At 70.2% G+C, this 15,333-nt stretch carries 16 protein-coding genes and 2 pseudogenes; 10 read left to right on the forward strand and 8 right to left on the reverse strand.

Features of this window, described 5'->3' with window-relative positions; all coding sequences use genetic code 11:
* Positions 1–164: 164 nt before the first annotated feature.
* Positions 165–797, reverse strand: a complete 633-nt coding sequence (locus ACFV3E_RS42495; RefSeq protein WP_500541297.1) for a TetR/AcrR family transcriptional regulator — start codon at positions 795–797, stop codon at positions 165–167.
* 90 nt (positions 798–887) lie between these two features.
* Here ACFV3E_RS42495 and ACFV3E_RS42500 point away from each other — a divergent pair, with 90 nt between their 5' ends.
* Positions 888–2,264 (forward strand): GH1 family beta-glucosidase, encoded by a 1,377-nt coding sequence (locus ACFV3E_RS42500; protein WP_500541299.1) that lies wholly within the window; start codon positions 888–890, stop codon positions 2,262–2,264.
* Positions 2,265–2,358: 94 nt separating this feature from the next.
* Positions 2,359–3,624, forward strand: a complete 1,266-nt coding sequence (locus ACFV3E_RS42505; RefSeq protein ID WP_500541301.1) for an MFS transporter — start codon at positions 2,359–2,361, stop codon at positions 3,622–3,624.
* On the opposite strand, the gene ACFV3E_RS42510 is transcribed toward ACFV3E_RS42505, so the two are convergent.
* Positions 3,621–4,037 carry a contact-dependent growth inhibition system immunity protein gene (locus tag ACFV3E_RS42510; RefSeq protein ID WP_500541303.1) on the reverse strand — a complete coding sequence of 139 codons (417 nt, stop codon included), beginning with the start codon at positions 4,035–4,037 and terminating at the stop codon, positions 3,621–3,623. The genes ACFV3E_RS42505 and ACFV3E_RS42510 overlap by 4 nt on opposite strands.
* 260 nt (positions 4,038–4,297) lie before the next feature.
* On the opposite strand from ACFV3E_RS42510, the gene ACFV3E_RS42515 reads away from it, so the two are divergent.
* Positions 4,298–4,852 carry an HPP family protein gene (locus tag ACFV3E_RS42515; protein WP_500541305.1) on the forward strand — a complete coding sequence of 185 codons (555 nt, stop codon included), beginning with the start codon at positions 4,298–4,300 and terminating at the stop codon, positions 4,850–4,852.
* Between the two features lie 4 nt (positions 4,853–4,856).
* Here ACFV3E_RS42515 and ACFV3E_RS42520 read toward each other — a convergent pair whose 3' ends face one another.
* From ACFV3E_RS42520 to ACFV3E_RS42530, 3 genes are all read right to left on the reverse strand, one after another.
* On the reverse strand, positions 4,857–6,248 hold the full coding sequence (locus tag ACFV3E_RS42520) for an FAD-binding protein (RefSeq protein ID WP_500541307.1): 1,392 nt from the start codon (positions 6,246–6,248) through the stop codon (positions 4,857–4,859).
* Between the two features lie 123 nt (positions 6,249–6,371).
* Positions 6,372–6,716 carry a ParB N-terminal domain-containing protein gene (locus ACFV3E_RS42525; RefSeq protein WP_500541309.1) on the reverse strand — a complete coding sequence of 115 codons (345 nt, stop codon included), beginning with the start codon at positions 6,714–6,716 and terminating at the stop codon, positions 6,372–6,374.
* Positions 6,717–6,793: 77 nt separating this feature from the next.
* Complete coding sequence (locus ACFV3E_RS42530) at positions 6,794–7,558, reverse strand: alpha/beta hydrolase family protein (RefSeq protein ID WP_500541311.1); 765 nt, start codon at positions 7,556–7,558, stop codon at positions 6,794–6,796.
* 204 nt (positions 7,559–7,762) lie between these two features.
* Here ACFV3E_RS42530 and ACFV3E_RS42535 point away from each other — a divergent pair, with 204 nt between their 5' ends.
* From ACFV3E_RS42535 to ACFV3E_RS42550, 4 genes are all read left to right on the forward strand, one after another.
* Complete coding sequence (locus ACFV3E_RS42535; RefSeq protein WP_500541313.1) at positions 7,763–7,948, forward strand: hypothetical protein; 186 nt, start codon at positions 7,763–7,765, stop codon at positions 7,946–7,948.
* A 527-nt stretch (positions 7,949–8,475) separates the two neighbouring features.
* The gene (locus ACFV3E_RS42540; protein ID WP_500541315.1) at positions 8,476–8,886 is read left to right on the forward strand and encodes a DUF5959 family protein; all 411 of its coding nucleotides are present in this window, start codon (positions 8,476–8,478) and stop codon (positions 8,884–8,886) included.
* 1,018 nt (positions 8,887–9,904) lie between these two features.
* Positions 9,905–10,375 carry a hypothetical protein gene (locus tag ACFV3E_RS42545; RefSeq protein ID WP_384048825.1) on the forward strand — a complete coding sequence of 157 codons (471 nt, stop codon included), beginning with the start codon at positions 9,905–9,907 and terminating at the stop codon, positions 10,373–10,375.
* A gap of 19 nt (positions 10,376–10,394) precedes the next feature.
* Positions 10,395–10,958: a GNAT family N-acetyltransferase gene (locus ACFV3E_RS42550; RefSeq protein ID WP_500541318.1), complete on the forward strand. Its 564-nt coding sequence runs from the start codon at positions 10,395–10,397 to the stop codon at positions 10,956–10,958.
* 631 nt (positions 10,959–11,589) lie between these two features.
* On the opposite strand, the gene ACFV3E_RS42555 is transcribed toward ACFV3E_RS42550, so the two are convergent.
* Together ACFV3E_RS42555 and ACFV3E_RS42560 are read right to left on the reverse strand one after the other, a co-directional pair.
* Positions 11,590–12,393 (reverse strand): hypothetical protein, encoded by an 804-nt coding sequence (locus ACFV3E_RS42555; RefSeq protein ID WP_500541320.1) that lies wholly within the window; start codon positions 12,391–12,393, stop codon positions 11,590–11,592.
* Between the two features lie 127 nt (positions 12,394–12,520).
* Positions 12,521–12,880 (reverse strand): annotated as a pseudogene (locus ACFV3E_RS42560) (NUDIX hydrolase); the annotation flags it as partial.
* Between ACFV3E_RS42560 and ACFV3E_RS42565 the strand changes: the two are divergent.
* The 3 genes and pseudogenes from ACFV3E_RS42565 to ACFV3E_RS42575 all read left to right on the forward strand — a co-directional run.
* Positions 12,858–13,348, forward strand: a pseudogene (locus tag ACFV3E_RS42565) (tyrosine-type recombinase/integrase); the annotation flags it as partial. The pseudogenes ACFV3E_RS42560 and ACFV3E_RS42565 sit on opposite strands and share 23 nt — an antisense overlap.
* A gap of 44 nt (positions 13,349–13,392) precedes the next feature.
* Entirely contained in the window at positions 13,393–13,872 is a 480-nt protein-coding gene (locus tag ACFV3E_RS42570; RefSeq protein ID WP_500541322.1) for a tyrosine-type recombinase/integrase, read from the forward strand.
* Positions 13,873–14,095: 223 nt separating this feature from the next.
* Complete coding sequence (locus ACFV3E_RS42575; RefSeq protein ID WP_500541324.1) at positions 14,096–14,479, forward strand: nuclear transport factor 2 family protein; 384 nt, start codon at positions 14,096–14,098, stop codon at positions 14,477–14,479.
* On the opposite strand, the gene ACFV3E_RS42580 is transcribed toward ACFV3E_RS42575, so the two are convergent.
* Positions 14,445–15,281, reverse strand: coding sequence for a helix-turn-helix domain-containing protein (locus ACFV3E_RS42580; protein WP_500541326.1), 837 nt, complete (start codon positions 15,279–15,281; stop codon positions 14,445–14,447). The two genes, ACFV3E_RS42575 and ACFV3E_RS42580, sit on opposite strands and share 35 nt — an antisense overlap.
* Positions 15,282–15,333: the final 52 nt, after the last annotated feature.

Consider the following 15,333-nt stretch of genomic DNA (forward strand, 5'->3'; position numbering starts at 1 on the left):
GCTGGTCGACTACGGCGTGGTCGGTGACCTGTTCCAGGTCGTGCCGCAGCTGACCGAGGAGGTCACCGCCCGCAAGGGCTGACCCCGGCACACCAACCGACCGGCAGCACACACCGGAGCCCCGTGACGCCCCCTGACGGCACCACGGGGCTCCGGCGCGTCCGTCAGCCTCCGAGGTAGCCCCGCAGCAGCCGCTTGCACTCGGCGATGAGCACCGGATCGCCCTCGGGGTCCCGGCGGAAGGCGAGTCGGAGGACCGCGTCGGCGGACTCGAGGGCGACGTGCAGCCGCACGCGAGCGGCGGCCTGGTCCTGGTCGCCGAGCAGCCCGCCGACGAGGAACCAGAGCCGGTCGGCGACGGCCGCGTTGTTCTCCAGCACCGCGTCGAGGAGGTGGACGCTGCGGGGGTCCTCGCGGCCGATCGCCCCGAAGTCCACCACGCCGAAGCCCGGTACGGCGCGGCGCATCGCGACGTACTCCTCGATCGCCAGGTCCACCATCGCCCCGATCCGCGGCGGGCGTTCGGCCTCCACCCGGCGGGCGAGCCGGTCGGCGAAGTGCCCCAGGTTCCGTTCGGCCAGCGCGCCCAGCAGCCCGTCGACGCCGGGGAAGAACTGGTACAGCGTCCCGATCGGGACCTCCGCGCGCCGGGCCACCTCCTTGGTGGTGAGCGCCGTGTAGCCGACCTCGTCCAGCAGGTGTGCGCAGGCGTCCAGGATCCGGTCGAAACGTTCCTGGCTGCGCTGCTGCACGGGGCGGCGGCGGAGGGGACCGGACGGGTTCGCATGTGCCTGCATGGTCCCACTCTGCCGGATCGGGTGTACGTTGGCGAGATCCAACATGAGCAACCCTCATGTTCACCGCGCTCCACTGAGGAGAGGATCCCGATGTCCCCGCTTCCCGCCTCCTTCAGCTGGGGTGCGTCCACCGCCGCGTACCAGATCGAGGGCGCCGTCGCCGAGGACGGCAAGGGGGCGTCCGTGTGGGACACCTTCAGCGCCCGGCCCGGCGCGATCCGCGACGGCCACACCGGTGAGGTCGCCTGCGACCACTACCACCGCCACACCGCGGACGTGGCGCTGATGAAGGGCCTCGGGATCGACGCCTACCGCTTCTCGATCTCCTGGCCGCGCGTCCTGCCGGAGGGCCGGGGCCGCGTCGAGCCGCGCGGACTCGGCTTCTACGACCGCCTGGTGGACGAACTCCTCGCGGCCGGCATCACCCCCACGCCGACCCTCTTCCACTGGGACCTCCCGCAGGCGCTGGAGGACGAGGGCGGCTGGCTGAACCGGGACACGGCCCGCCACTTCGCCGAGTACGCGGCCGTCGTCGCCGGGCGCCTCGGTGACCGGGTCACGCGCTGGATCACCCTCAACGAGCCCTTCGTCCACATGGTGTTCGGCTACGCCTTCGGCACCCACGCCCCCGGCCGCGCCCTGATGCTGGAGGCGCTGCCCGTCGCCCACCACCAGCTGCTCGGGCACGGGCTCGCCACCGCCGCGCTGCGCGCGCACGCCGCCGTCCCCGCGCAGGTGCTGATCGCCAACAACTGCACCCCGGTGCGGACCCGCGAGGGCGCCACCGACGCCGACCACGACGCCGCCGCGGCCTACGACGCCCTGCACAACCGGCTGTTCACCGACCCGCTGCTGCTCGGCGGCTACCCCGACCTGTCCGCGTACGGGCTGACCGACCCGACGTGGGGCGGCGTGGTCCACGAGGGCGACCTCGCGGTGGTCGCCGCGCCCCTCGACGGCCTGGGCGTCAACTACTACAACCCCACATGGATCGCCGCCCCCTCGGCGGAGGCCGGCCTGCCCTTCGACATCCTGGAACCGGACGCGGCCGTCCCGGGCCCCCCGTACCCGCGCACCGCCTTCGGCTGGCCGGTGGTGCCGGACGGCCTCACCGAACTGCTCACCGGTCTCGACACGCGGTACGGGGCCGCGCTCCCGCCCGTCTGGATCACCGAGAACGGCTGCTCCCAGGCCGACCACCCCTCGGACGGCGGCGAGATCCGGGACGAGGCCCGCATCGACTACCTGCGCAGCCACATCGAGGCCGTCGAGACCGCACACGCCCGCGGGGTCGACGTCCGCGGCTACTTCACCTGGTCGCTGCTGGACAACTTCGAATGGGCCGAGGGCTACCACCAGCGCTTCGGGCTCGTCCACGTCGACTACGCGACCCAGCGGCGGACACCGAAGGCCTCCTACCACTGGTACCGGGAGCGCATCGCGCAGGCACGCCGCACCGCGCCCTGATTCGCCCGCATCCCTTGGCGGCCCGCCGGCCCGGCACTACACTCGCGCGAACATGAGATGACCTCATGTTCTCGGGTGCTGCAGGGGGAACCGCATGCGCCACACCGGTGAGGACGCCGCCCACACCCCGGACACCCTGTCGGCCGAACCGGTCGCCCGGGTCCGTCCGGCCTGGACCGCCCTGCTCAGCCTGGCCACGCTGGCCGTCTTCATGGCCTTCCTGACCCCGATCCAGATCCTGCTGCCGCTGCAGCTGGAACACATCGACCCGGCCGGGAAGCACACGGCGCTGTCCTGGGTGACCGGCGCCGGCGCGCTGGTCGCGATGGTCGCCAACCCCGTGGCCGGCGCCCTGTCCGACCGGACGGCCTCCCGCTTCGGGCGCCGCCGGCCGTGGATCGTCGGCGGCGCGCTGGCCGGGGCGGCGGGACTGCTGGTCACCTCCGGTCAGCACACCGTCCTCGGCGTGGCCCTCGGCTGGTGCCTCGCCCAGGCCGGGCTCAACGCCATGCTCGCCGGGGTCACCACGCCCATCGCCGACCGGGTGCCGGTCGCCCAGCGCGCCGAGGTCTCCGGGTGGACCGGCATCACCCAGTCCCTCGGCCTGGTCATCGGCGCCGTCGTCACGACCACCGTGGTCACCGGGGTCGCCTCGGGCTACGCGACGATCGCGCTGCTTACCGTCGTCCTCGCGCTGCCCTTCGTGCTCCGCTTCGGCGAACCCGCGCTGCCCCGCGCGCTGCGTCCGCCCCTCGACCCGCGGAGCCTGGTCGCCGGCCTGTGGGTGAGCCCGCGCCGCCACCCGGACTTCGGCTGGGCCTGGCTGACCCGCTTCCTGATCAACCTGGGCAACGCGATGGGCACGCTGTACCTGCTCTACTACCTCACCGACTCGGTCCGCCTCGAGGACCCCGACACCGGCGTACTGGTCCTCACCCTGATCTACACCCTGTGCGCGGCGCTCACCGCCGTCCCGGTGGGCGTGCTCTCCGACCGGGCCGGCCGCCGCAAGGGCTTCGTCCGGCTCTGCGCCGTCGTCATGGCCCTCGGCGCGGTCCTGCTGGCCTGCGTCCACACCTGGTCCGCCGCCATGGCCGCGGCCGCGGTGCTGGGCGCCGGCTTCGGGATCTACCTGGCCGTGGACCAGGCCCTGGTGACCCAGGTCCTCCCGGCCGCCGAGAACCGGGCCAAGGACCTCGGCGTCATCAACATCGCCAACTCCGGCCCCCAGGTGCTCGCCCCCGCCGTCGCAGCCCCCGTCATCGCCCACCTCGGCGGCTACACCGGCCTGTACCTCGCGACCGCGCTCGTCACGCTGCTCGGCGGACTGCTGATCTCCAAGGTGCGCGCGGTCCGTTAGCGACGAAGAGAGCCGAAACGGACGAGGTCCTGGGCCGTGCCGCGCGGCAGGCCGGCGACCGCCGCCTTCGGCAGGCCCGCGATGACGGCGCTCAGCCGGGCGGCGAGATCGGGCAGTGCGGCCCACGCGGCGTCAGGGACTCCGGCAGCCGCGAGCAGCAGGTCCCCCTCGTAGAAGCACGCGTCCAGCAGTGGCTCCTCCACGAGGAGCCGCACCGCGAGGGGCAGGACGTACGGCAGGCCCACCTGCTGGGTGAGCAGCACGCGCAGATCCGCCGCGCCGAGGTCGCCGAGCGGCACGCGCCGCAACGCGTGCACCGTGCGGACGAGATGGGTCGCGTCAGCGGACGGAGCCTCCCAGCGGGGCGGGTCCAGTTCGTCGAGCGTGCGGTCGAGGTGCAGCAGTCGGACCATGGCGACCATTCTCGGCGCAGGGATACATGTGCCCCGGCTGGCTGCGCCCTCGGGCGGATCGATAGAGGCCTTCGATCAAGCGATAGGAAGGCGGTCTTGGACGCGTCCCGTGCGGCGACGCCACGATCGAGGGCGTGATCCCCGTCGTCACGGAAGAGCCGCCGTGGACCGGATACGGGGATGGTTCCGAGGAGTCCCCATGCTGATTCCGCGTGCCCCGGGGGCCTGTGCCCCGCTCCGCCCCGAGACCGGTCACCCCCATGGCGACTGACGCGCCCGGGGCGACCAGGAGCGTCGACGCCGTGCCCCGCGGGGCGGAGCCGGCGCCCGAACGCCGCCGCAAGCACCACCTGCCGCGGCTGCCCCCGCGGACGATCGCCTCGGCGGCCGTCACGACTTCGGTCGGACTGGCCGTGCTGGTGGCGCTGGGCACGCTCACGCACCAGACGGTGCTCGTGCCGCCGCTCGCGGCCACGATGGCGATCGTCACCGCGACCCCCGAGTCCCCCCTCGCCCAGCCCCGCCACGTCATCGGCGGCCACATGCTCTCCTGCCTCGTGTGCTTCGGGGTGCTGGCCCTCGGCTGGCACGGCCCCTGGGCCGCCGTCGTGGGCTGCGGCATCGCCTGCGGGCTGGTGCTGCTGCTCAGGACGCCCCACCCGCCGGCCATGGCTACCGCCGTCATGATCACGCTCACCACCCCGTCCGCCACCCATTTCGTCCCGCTGCTGGCCGCCGGCACGGTGCTCCTCGTCGCGGTGCAGATGGTCTCCTCCCGCCTGAGGCGGCAGGTCTACCCCACGACCTGGTGGTGAGGGTTCATCGCGCGGCCGGGATGTTGTGGTTGAACCGGAAGAGGTTGTCCGGGTCGTACCGCGCCTTTACTTCGCCCAGCCTGCGGTAGGTCTCCGGGGTGTACGCCGTTCGCGTCCGCCCCTCGACCGCGTCCGTGTGGGACAGGAAGTTGGGGTGCCTGCGGTCGTCCGGCCGGGTCATCACACGGTCGGTGAGTTCCGTGCCCGACGCGGCACTTCGCGCGGCCTGGCCCGGCGCGACGAAGGTCAGCGTCAGCATCGCGAAGTCCGCGTCCCGGTTGCCGACGGCGTTGGGGGTCCCGGGCGGCTCGGCCAGGGCGCCGCCGAGGTGGCGTATGTCGACGATGTCGATCAGCGTCTCGGCGTCCGGGCCGGCGGTGTCGAGGACGGCGTCGACGGCCCGCGGGGTCAGCTCGTCGAGCAGGGCGAAGTGCTCGACGGCGGCCCAGGGTCCGCTCCCTTCGGGGACGATGCCCAGGCACTCCGCGAAGGGGATCCCCGTCACCAGGTCCCCGAGCAGCGGTGCCGCGTACCGCATCGGCGCGACGAGTTGCGCCCCGCGTACGGCCGGCGCGAGGCAGGCGACGCGGACGTTCACGGTCAGGGCGCCACGCATGAACTCCGGGAGGAACGGCAGGTCCGGCATCCGCATCAGCGCGAAGGAGGAGGTGAGCTCATCGGGCGCCTCTGCCGCGAAGTCGCGGTAGGCGCGGAGGACTTGCGCGGCGTGCTCGCCGGCGTAGAAGAGGTTGCCCGCGTAGAGCCGGGTCACTGGGAACAGGCTGAAGGTCATGGCGGTCACGACGCCGAAGTTGCTCTTGCCGCCCAGCAGCGCCCAGTAGAGCTCCGGTTCCTCGCGGGGTGCGGCGCGCCTCAGCTCGCCGTCCGCGGTGACCACGTCCATGGCCAGCACGTGGTCGGCGGCCCAGCCATAGGCCCTGGCCATGCCGATGCTCAGTCCGCCGCCCAGGGTGTAGCCGACCACGCCGACCGCCGCTGACGAGCCCACCAGGGGCGCGAGGCCCTCCCTTGCCGCCGCGTCGACCACGGGCCCCCACAGGGCCCCCGCCCCCACATGCGCCGTCCGGGCCCCGGAGTCGACGCGGACGCCGTCCATCCGCCGCGTGGTGATCAGCACGCCCTCGTCCATCGGCAGCGAGGGGCCGTGCCCGGTGGCCTGCACGCCGACCGGCAGCGCGTGTTCCCCGGCGAACCTCACGGCGGCCCGCACATCGTCCGCGGTCACCGCACCCACGACCACCTGCGGACGGTGCGCCACGGCGAGGTTGGCCCCCGAGCACTCGCCGGCGTAGCCGTCGTCCCCGGGCCTCAGCACCGGGCCCGACACGGCGGACGCCAGCTGCCTCGCGTCCCGTGCAAACGGAAGTTCGGTCATGGTGACCTCCAGTAGGGCTTTTCGCCACAACTGGAACGATTACATGCAAACGGTAAACAAGAGCCACATGGACTGCCAATTACTGCTGAGTCAAGACCAAAGAACGGAACGCATCGTCTTGGATCACGAGACGCCCAGGAGGGCGCCCCGCAGGATGGCCAGGTCCTCGGGAAGCATGGGCCGCGCGTGACCGGGCCGGGGGACCAGCGGTTCCGCGGCCAACGCCACCGGGACCACTGCCAGGCCCAGCCGGATGGCCACGGCGATCCTGTGGTTGCCGTCGAGCGTTGCGAACTCCTCGTTGAAGCCGAGGCGGAGCGGCACCAGGATCCCGTGCGTGCCGATGTCCGCCGTCAGCGCGTCGAGATGGCGCGGCGTGTCGACGAGCGCGGAACCCACGACCTCCCGGTCGACCGCCCGGTACCTCGCGACGAGAGCGGTGGGCAGGTGTACTGGCGAATGCGGCATCCGCCCATGATGACCTCCCCGAGGCCGCGGCTGCGGCGCCCGGCCGGCAACCGGGACGGGCGCCGCAACCGCGCACGTCAGGCCGACGCGGTGACCGCTTCGCCGAGGTGCCGGGCGAAGAAGCGAACCGCACTGTCAGCCTCGAAGCGGGGCAGCTCCTTGTGCTTGCCCGAGTTCACGTGCAACGACTTCTCCTTCGAGGCGAAGGCGTCGAACAGCGCTAGACCCTCCGCGCGGGAGATGTGCTCGTCGTCCCACTGCAGATCGAACTCGATCGGAATGGTGATCTGTTGCGCCTTCTCGGCCAGGACGTCGGGCCAGTGCTGGCCGAAGACCGCAGCCGTGATCCGGGGTTCGGCTGCCACGAACGGCACGCCGATCGCGGTGCCCATGTTGATGCCCCAGTAGCCGACCGGCCCGTCGGTGCCGATCTCCGGAAGCTCCTGAAGGGCGTCCAGGAGTGCCCGGTACTCGGGCACGGCCAGCGCCGCCAAGTGGTCGTTGTAGCGGACGACGATCGGGCCTTCCGGCTCGCCGGCCGCCCTCGCCCGGAAGAGCTCGGCGATCTCCGCTTCGTCGTGCGCCGTGCGCGGCCGGTCGCCGTGACCGGGCGCGTCAAGGACGGCGACGTGGAAGCCGCAGCCCCTCACCAGGCGCTGGGCCCGCCCCGACATCGCCGGGTGCTTCTTGTGGTTGCCGCCGCCGTGCCCCATCAGGACCAGGGGCGCGGCCTCGGCACCGGCAGCCGGTGACCAGAGAACACCGGGGACCCCGTCCACGGTGAAGTCGCGCTCGACCACGCCGTTCATCGACGACTCGGCGGTGAACTGCAGAGAGTGCATGAGTGTGTGCCTTTCGGGAGTGCCTTGTTGTCGGGGCGCTCCCGGCGACACCTACGTCAATCGCCAGACCGTGACGGCAAGGGGGAGCACCCACAGAGATACCGCGTTCATGGGTCTCACCTCCTCGGGCGACGTCACGGGCAACTGAAGCTAACAGACCGATCATCGGCCCGCCCGAGATTTTTGCAGGTCACCGACGGTGCGGTGGACGCATGGCCGGTCCTCACCATGCAGGTGGACACCTGGGAGTGGAACCGTTACGAGATCACCGCCACTGAGCTCCTGTACCGGATCCTCACCGAACCCGGGTTCTGGCCCCCCTCCACGACACAGGCCGTATCCGAGCCCGTGGCACATGCCATGCCCGAGCCGTTCTTCGAGCCTGCCTGATCGGCTGGCGAGCGCAGAGGCGGGCTGTGATGGGCGGGGGCCGCAGTCGTACGGCTCTCAGCAACAGCCTCCTCACCGTATGGCTCCCGGAGCATCGAGCTGTTCACCCTGACCCAAGATCCACTTTCGATACACGTCCTAGAACCCCAGCTCTGGTGCGCGCGAACCCACGTGGCGAACTAACGGTGCAGCTGGACTCCAGTCGCCGACACCTGCCTTGTAAGTTCGGGCCAGGCCTCGTATGGACTGCCAGAAGGCGCCTGCACAGCCGGTCTATCGTCGGTCCCCGGCCGCCCCGCTCCGCAGTCATCCGTCCACGTTGATGTGAGCCGCGACGGAGCCGGCGCTTAGAAGATGCGGGCAACCGCCGTGAACTGGGGGTGCGCCTTGGTTACAGAGTCCGCCAGGTGCTGCACTTGTACGTCGACGTCCGCGCTCGTTGCCGTCAGCGCTGCCGTCACTGCCGTCGGGCCCTGCCCGTATCGTGCACGCAAGCTCTGGGTGGGCGACGAGCAAAGGGGAGTGGGATGGACGAGTGGGTCCCTGTTGACTTGATAAATCTGTCTGACGGACGAGACGTTTCCCTCGTCCTGCGCGCGGTTGAGCCTCACGAAGCCCTACGCGCCTGGGTTCGAGCTGAGTGCCTGATCGCAACGGATTTCTTGAACGCCCGTTTGGAAACCCGCATTTGGCTTGACCACCTCGAAGAGTGGGAGGAAGCACTGAGGTGCCTCAGTTTTGGTGAAGATGCCAGCTGGCCGAAAGGAAGCCGAGGACTGGAGATGTACTTTCACCCACATGAAGACGGCTGGCTTTCCATCTCGGTCCATGACCCCGACAGGTTGACCGTGGCCCTGGGACTCGAACCAGCGCCTGGATGGATGGATGAGCATGGGGCAAACCTTCAGCGTCTACGTGATGCCTGTGGCGAGTTCTAAAGACAAGTCAAGGTCGGCGTAGCGGCTTTGGACTGGAGTTTCAATGACCCAGTCAAGCGCCGCCGAGCTCGTCTCCCGGAGCGCCAGTTTGGAAGACGCCTATGCGGATGGCTGCTGATCTGGCGACTCCCTGACCTGGTTCGGAGCGAGGTTGGCGCCGCCGTTCTCCGTGAGTTCCCGCTGCGTCCCCTCCGAACGGACACGCAGCGGGCAGATGAACCCCTCGATGCGAACTATGGGCACGACGGTCGCTGAGGTCTGCCGGGCACGCCAGCCGGCCGTCTGGGTCTGGTGGCGGTCGGTGGTGGAAGCGGTGGTTGCTGTACTCCACTGCTGTACAGCGCTGTCGTGTAACCCGGCTGGCGGTGCTGCCGAGGTCTTCGACACGAAGAGTACTGGCGCCACTATCTGCCAATTCCGCGGCTCTGGTGCCACTTGAGAGCGGTCACAAAGAACAGTGGTCCCAGTAGGGCCAGGCTGGCGTGAACCGTCGGCCGGATCACGTTCCAGGCCACAAAAGCCAGTTGCGCCCAAAAGATCAGCCACAGCCACCAGGGCATGATGCCTGGCACCTTGCCTTTCCACCCCATAACTTCCCCCCGCGATGGCACGGACGATAGCGCGGCCGAGAGCCAGCGCACCAGGTCCGCTGACTACCAGCCCTGAGCAGCAGCTTGTGTGGCGGTGAGTGACGCTCGGCAGCGATGCGATCACAGCAGCGCCGGACGCGCGCCGGCCAGCACCTTGCGACACCCGCTTTAGGAGCGTGGTGGGGTGAGTGACTTGCTTACTGACCTGCGAGAGCGGTACTTGGCTTGGTACCGGTCTGAGCGGCCTTGAGACACCCCCATTCCCCGTGATTCGCCGCTCCTTCTGGCACACCTGTGGCACGGGCTGACCTCTCGATGCGAACTACGGGCGGGGCGGCCGTAGATGTGGAGGCGCCGGACTGCTCGCTGCGCCGATACGGGACTATGTTCACGATGATGCGCAAGAACTTGTCGTAAGGGGCGCTCGGGTGGCGGTGGAAGTGTGGGGACCGGTCTTTTCACTCGCGGGTGTCGCCCTCGGCGGTGGCTTGACGGCGCTCTCCCAGCGCGCCACGCAGCGGTCAGCTGAACGGTCGGAGGAACGCCGACAGGCAGTGGCCACTGCCGAGGCTCGCAGGGCAGAACAGATGCAGACGATCAAGGAATTCATCGCGTGCGCCCAGGATGCCGAACGGGCGGCCTACAGCCGTCCCGAGGCGTGGGGCGATGACGAAGGCTGGAGAGACCGGGCTTCGGCCACCATGACCAGCCTCTGGGTCGCTGAACGGCATCTCGTTCTGCTCTGCGAGCCGGTCGTGCATGCCCCTGTCCATGCGTATGGCCGCGCGCTCAACCAAGCGGTGTGGCGCGAGATCGGCGACACCGAGGTCAACGAGCACCTTGAGGAACACAAAACCGCCTTCATGACCGCAGCCCGCGCGAGCCTCGCCTCCCTGTGAGGCCAATCCGTGGAATCCGATGGCGCGACGCAGCCCTGACGCCAAGAACCGCCAGATGCATGAAGTCAAGATGTCCGACGGGATCATCACCCTGTCCCCGCTACGCCTGGACGATGCGGAGGCGCACCTCGCAGGGGAGGACGAGCCGCTGGTTCGTTGGCTCAGCGGCGGTCCCGGCACACGCGAAGGCGTCGTCGCCTACATCCGGCACTGCCGGCAACAGTGGGACACGGCCGGGCCACTCCGCGCTTTCGGCGTCCGGGCAGGCGCCGACGAGACGCTCGCGGGGACGATCGACCTGCGTTTCGCAGCAGAGGGCTTGTCTCCCGGCCAGGTGAATGTCGCCTACGGGCTCTACCCCTCCTGGAGGGGACGCGGCCTGGCCACCCGCGCGGTCCTCCTGGTCTCTCGATACGCGGCAAATGAGGGCGGGAAAGAGGCCGTGATCCGGGTAGAGCCGGAGAACGCCGCATCCGCCGCAGTCGCCCAGCGGGCGGGGTTCACCCCCGGCAAGCACACGCACAGCGTGGACGGGACACGGCTCGACTGGTACATCCGGGACCTGCACAGCGATACCCAGTGACGACTCCCAGTACCCCCAAGCCAGCATGAGCGCGTTTGGCAACGCGTGACCAGCGATTACGGGACAGCCCTGGCGACGCGCTCGTCGGCCACGACGAGACCGGTACCGACGCGGAGCGACCACACCGGCCGCCACCACATCGCGGCAGCAGCTGCTCCCCGCCCGCCCATTCCCGGTGGTGCGCTCGCCTCACGCACCCGTCATCCGTGACGGCGGGGGTACGGCGCTCGGCCTGACTCGGTCCCGGCAGTCGGCCGGCCGTGCGCAAGAGGCCCCTTCCCTCGCCGCTGGCCGTGTTTGGGCACCCCGTCCCGGCCGCAGTCGGCAGCGCTCCCGGCTACGCATGCCATGTGACGGATGCCGTGCCTGTAGGCCCGCCTCAGCTACCCATCAACCCAAGCCGTAGGCGTGCGGTCGGCGGCCGGGCTGGAACGGGGCGCAGACAGGAGCGCAGGCCCGGGCGACGGGCCGCACGCGCCGCGCGTGCGCGGCGGGTGCCTTGATGAAGTAGAGAAAGTCTTACCGCGCAGCGCTGCTTCATGATCGTCTAGGCCAGTAGTCAAGCCTCACCTGGCGCCAGAGTGGCGGACTTACGTGGCCCGGCAAGTGCGTTGGGCCTGAGACGGGTGGCCTAGAAGGGCGGGTCGTCGCTGCAGCCGGAATGTTGGTCGTCGATGGAGACCGCATCACCCCACGGCGATCCATCTTGCTCTGTCGGCCGGGGCGGACGAACGTCGGTGGGGCGCATGAGGTCTTCGTAGGGCTCGCCCCAAGCCTTGAGGCCGTCGATGGCGCTGTGTCGGTAGTACTGAGGCCGTTCGCAGGTCGTCAGCAGATCCCGGGCATGGATGGCTAGGTCTGGGCGGTGGCCTGCCAGATCGGGGTGCTCGGCGAGGAAGATGGCTGTCATGAGGGCCGCGTGGCGCACAGCGGGCTTGCCGTCGTCCAGGAAGGGGGCGACGGCCTGGAAGAACAGTGGCCGCAGAGCCCGTACCGCCTCGATCTCCGGTGAGACCTCTCCCCGCCGCAGTAGCTTGGCGTACAACTCGTCGTCGGTGTCGTAGGCCAGCGACGCCAGCCATTCGAGCAGTTCCACACGGAGCAGGCTGCGCCGTTCCCCTCCGACTGGATGTTCCCAGGAGTAGTAGGTCCCTTCGACCTCGGTACTTGGCTCGGGAAGGATCGCGGCGATGAACAACGCCGCGGGCACCGTGGCCGGGGAGACGCCGTTTGAGTGGCGCAGGCAATCGAGGTCCTTGTCCATGACGCGCGCGTGGACGACGGGATCGGTACCGCACAGGGCCGCCAGCGAAGCGGGTACGTCGCCTGCTGGACCCCACAGGTGCTCCAGACTGGCCCAGTCGGTGTCGCGGAGGATCGCTTCCGGCTTGGGCAGAGACACCGCAGTCGTGGTGTGCTCTGGTTCGCTCGTCACCGGGACATGCTACGAAGGGCCATGAGACGGGGTTCAGGCGCTTGCCATCGTGGCTCCGCACATGGGGAGCCTCGCCGTCGAGGGCGTCGAGCAGCCGGACCGCGAAGACTTCGGACATGCGCTCGGCGACTTCTTCGGGCGTGAGCCAGTCGACGGCTGCGGACTCGTCCGAGGTGCGTTCGGCCGGAGGGCTGGCAGCGGAAGACCAGGGCAACGATGCCGCGCGTGGTGTTCTTGTAGACCCCGTGAGCTGGTCCACCGCGACGTGGATGCCGGTCTCTTCCCAGACCTCGCGCTTGACCCTGTCCTCGGGTGGCTCGTGCAGTTCGAGGACGCCGCAGGGGAGCTCCCACGCCCCGTTGTCGGCGCGGCGGATCGCCAGGAGCCGGCCGTCCTCGCGCACTACGGCTCCGGCTACCGACACTGAGTGCAGTGGTGGCGCTGATGTGGATCTCTGCGTGGTGCTCGACCTGGAGGAGCGCGTCATCCGGGTTCGCAAGCAGCGTCAGCGCGTCCATGGAGAGGTGTACGACGACGATCCCAAGGCCGCCGCAAGCAGTCGCTTCCCCTGCCGGCGATGTGCGTGGCGCCTTTGCGGTGGCAGCGGATGCGCCAGGCGGCCATGCGGGAGCGCGCGGGGGAGCAGTGGATCGAGAGCGACTACGTCTTCACCACTCGCACGGGGCGGGCCGTCGAGCCGCGCAACCTGTACCGCTCGTTCACGCGGGTCGCTGGCAGTGCCGGCCTTCGCGTGATCCGGTTGCGCGATGCCCGGCACGGCTGCGCCACGCTGCTGACGGCGGCCGGCGTCGCGCCCCGCGTGGTGATGGAGATCCCCGGGCACTCCCAGATCGCCGTCACGATGAACGTCTACACGCACGTCGTGCAGGACACCCAGCGTGAGGCCGTGAGCCACATGGGCCGGCTGCTGCGGAGGCGACCCGACCGCGAGTGAGCGTGGCCGTTGATGTCGGATCTGGATGTCAAAGACCCCCAGCCATGACCGGCTGGGGGTCTTCTCACTGGTGGGCGTGGACGGTTTCGAACCGCCGACATCTGCCTTGTAAGCCTGGTGGTCAGGGTCGTCGAGGGGGCACACAGGTCAGAGCGGGTCCCCAGTGCTACCGGGAGGGCGGACTGGAGTGGAACGAGGATGCCTTGGTCTTCCCCAAGGACGACGGTGAGCAGCGGGATTCGACCAACGTGTTCCGTAACTTCAGGAGTCTTCTCAAGGAGGCCGGGTTCACTGACCCGAAGGAGTGGACCACCAGGGAGCTGCGAACGAGCTTTGTCTCCGTCGTCTCGGACCACGGAATCCCCATCGAGGTGATCTCGCGCGTCGTGGGGCACAGCGGGAGCGCCACGACCGAACGGGTCTACCGCAAGCAGCTCCGCCCTCTCATCGCCGGTGGCGCCGAGGCTATGGACGACATCTTTGAACCGAGGACCCACTCCAAGGACGCGCCAGGAGAGGGTTGAAAGCGACGCCGGTGGCTCCCCATCTGGCTCCCATGCATCGGCGCCTTCCCGCGCAGGCGCTCGCTGACCTGCGCGGGGAGGCACGACCCACGCCGCTCCGCCATTACCCCGGGCGTAATCGACCCCTCGTGGCCGGCCCGGCAGGGTGGTCCTACCGGGCGGACGGGGTGGCGCACTCCACCCCGTCCGGCCGGGCCACACAGCCCGGATGAGGAGGACCGTGATGTCGCAGAACCGGTACGAGGCCGCCGTCGCCCGTTACTTCGAGGCGTGGAACAGCGCCGCGGACGCGGAGGCGCGGGCGAAGGCGGTGGCCGCCGCGTGGGTGGAGGACGGTACGTACACGGACCCGCTGGCACAGGTGGTGGGGTACGAGGGGATCGGGGCGCTGATCGCCGGGGTGGGGGAGCGGTTTCCCGGGTTCGTGTTCACGGCCGTGGGGGAGGTCGACGGGCACCACGGCGTGGCGCGCTTCGCCTGGGAGCTGGGGCCCGCCGGGGCGGAGCCCGGGGCGGCGCCGATCGCCGGGTCCGACGTGATCACGCTCGCGGAGGACGGCCGGATCCGCTCGGTCAGCGGCTTCCTGGACCGGCTGCCGGCGGCGTGAGGGACGGAAGGGCGGCGGCGGTCTCCGGGTCGGCGGGGAGGAAGGTCTCGATCGCCAGCTCGGAGACCGTGACGTCCATGGGGGTGTTGAAGGTGGTGGCCGTCGAGATGAAGGACAGCACCCGGCCGCCGTGCTCGATCCGCATCGGCAGGGCGAAGGGGAAGACCTCGGTGTCGCCGGAGGCGGAGGAATCCTCGGCGGCGTCGTGCAGGGTGGGCGGGGCGGGGTAGGCCGTCAGTTCCTCGTACAGGGCGCGCAGCGGCTCGTGGCCGCTCATCGTGATCTGACGCTCGATCCGTTCCAGCAGGTGCCCGCGCCACTGGCGGAAGTTGCGGATGCGCGGGGCCATGCCCTCGGGGTGGAGGGTGAGGCGCATGGCGTTGAGCGGCGGTCGCAGTAGGTGCGGGGCGACGCCCTCGAGCAGGGCGCCCACGCCCTGGTTGGCGGCGACGACGTCGTACATGCCGTCCAGGACCAGGGCCGGGAAGGGGTCGTAGGCCGCCAGGAGACGGTCGAGGCTCTCGCGCAGCGGGTGCATCGCGGGGTCGCGCAACGGGGTCTCCGGGTACGCGGGGGCGTAACCGGCGGCGATGAGCAGGGCGTTGCGTTCCCTGACGGGTACGTCGAGGTGCTCGGCGAGCCGCAGGACCATGGCCTGGCTGGGGCGGGAGCGGCCGGTTTCGATGAAGCTGATGTGCCGGGCCGAGCTGTCCGCGCGCAGGGCGAGTTCCAGCTGGCTGATCCGGCGCCGCTCGCGCCAGCCGCGCAGCAGCGTCCCCACCCCCGCCGTGGTCGTCGTCATCCCCCGACCGTAACCCAGGTGCGGGGCCCGGAGCCGCGGCCGGCCGACCGAC

It is taken from the genome of Streptomyces sp. NPDC059718, from assembly GCF_042733315.1.
Taxonomy (GTDB): Bacteria; Actinomycetota; Actinomycetes; order Streptomycetales; family Streptomycetaceae; genus Actinacidiphila.

Coding starts and splice junctions, on each gene's coding strand:
- ACFV3E_RS42540 (WP_500541315.1), top strand. CDS start 8,476: ATGGACGAGTGGGTCCCTGTTGACTTGATAAATCTGTCTGACGGACGA.
- ACFV3E_RS42575 (WP_500541324.1), top strand. CDS start 14,096: ATGTCGCAGAACCGGTACGAGGCCGCCGTCGCCCGTTACTTCGAGGCG.
- ACFV3E_RS42580 (WP_500541326.1), bottom strand. CDS start 15,281: ATGACGACGACCACGGCGGGGGTGGGGACGCTGCTGCGCGGCTGGCGC.
- ACFV3E_RS42500 (WP_500541299.1), top strand. CDS start 888: ATGTCCCCGCTTCCCGCCTCCTTCAGCTGGGGTGCGTCCACCGCCGCG.
- ACFV3E_RS42515 (WP_500541305.1), top strand. CDS start 4,298: ATGGCGACTGACGCGCCCGGGGCGACCAGGAGCGTCGACGCCGTGCCC.
- ACFV3E_RS42550 (WP_500541318.1), top strand. CDS start 10,395: ATGGCGCGACGCAGCCCTGACGCCAAGAACCGCCAGATGCATGAAGTC.
- ACFV3E_RS42570 (WP_500541322.1), top strand. CDS start 13,393: ATGACCGGCTGGGGGTCTTCTCACTGGTGGGCGTGGACGGTTTCGAAC.
- ACFV3E_RS42510 (WP_500541303.1), bottom strand. CDS start 4,037: ATGGTCCGACTGCTGCACCTCGACCGCACGCTCGACGAACTGGACCCG.
- ACFV3E_RS42525 (WP_500541309.1), bottom strand. CDS start 6,716: ATGCCGCATTCGCCAGTACACCTGCCCACCGCTCTCGTCGCGAGGTAC.
- ACFV3E_RS42505 (WP_500541301.1), top strand. CDS start 2,359: ATGCGCCACACCGGTGAGGACGCCGCCCACACCCCGGACACCCTGTCG.
- ACFV3E_RS42520 (WP_500541307.1), bottom strand. CDS start 6,248: ATGACCGAACTTCCGTTTGCACGGGACGCGAGGCAGCTGGCGTCCGCC.
- ACFV3E_RS42495 (WP_500541297.1), bottom strand. CDS start 797: ATGCAGGCACATGCGAACCCGTCCGGTCCCCTCCGCCGCCGCCCCGTG.
- ACFV3E_RS42530 (WP_500541311.1), bottom strand. CDS start 7,558: ATGCACTCTCTGCAGTTCACCGCCGAGTCGTCGATGAACGGCGTGGTC.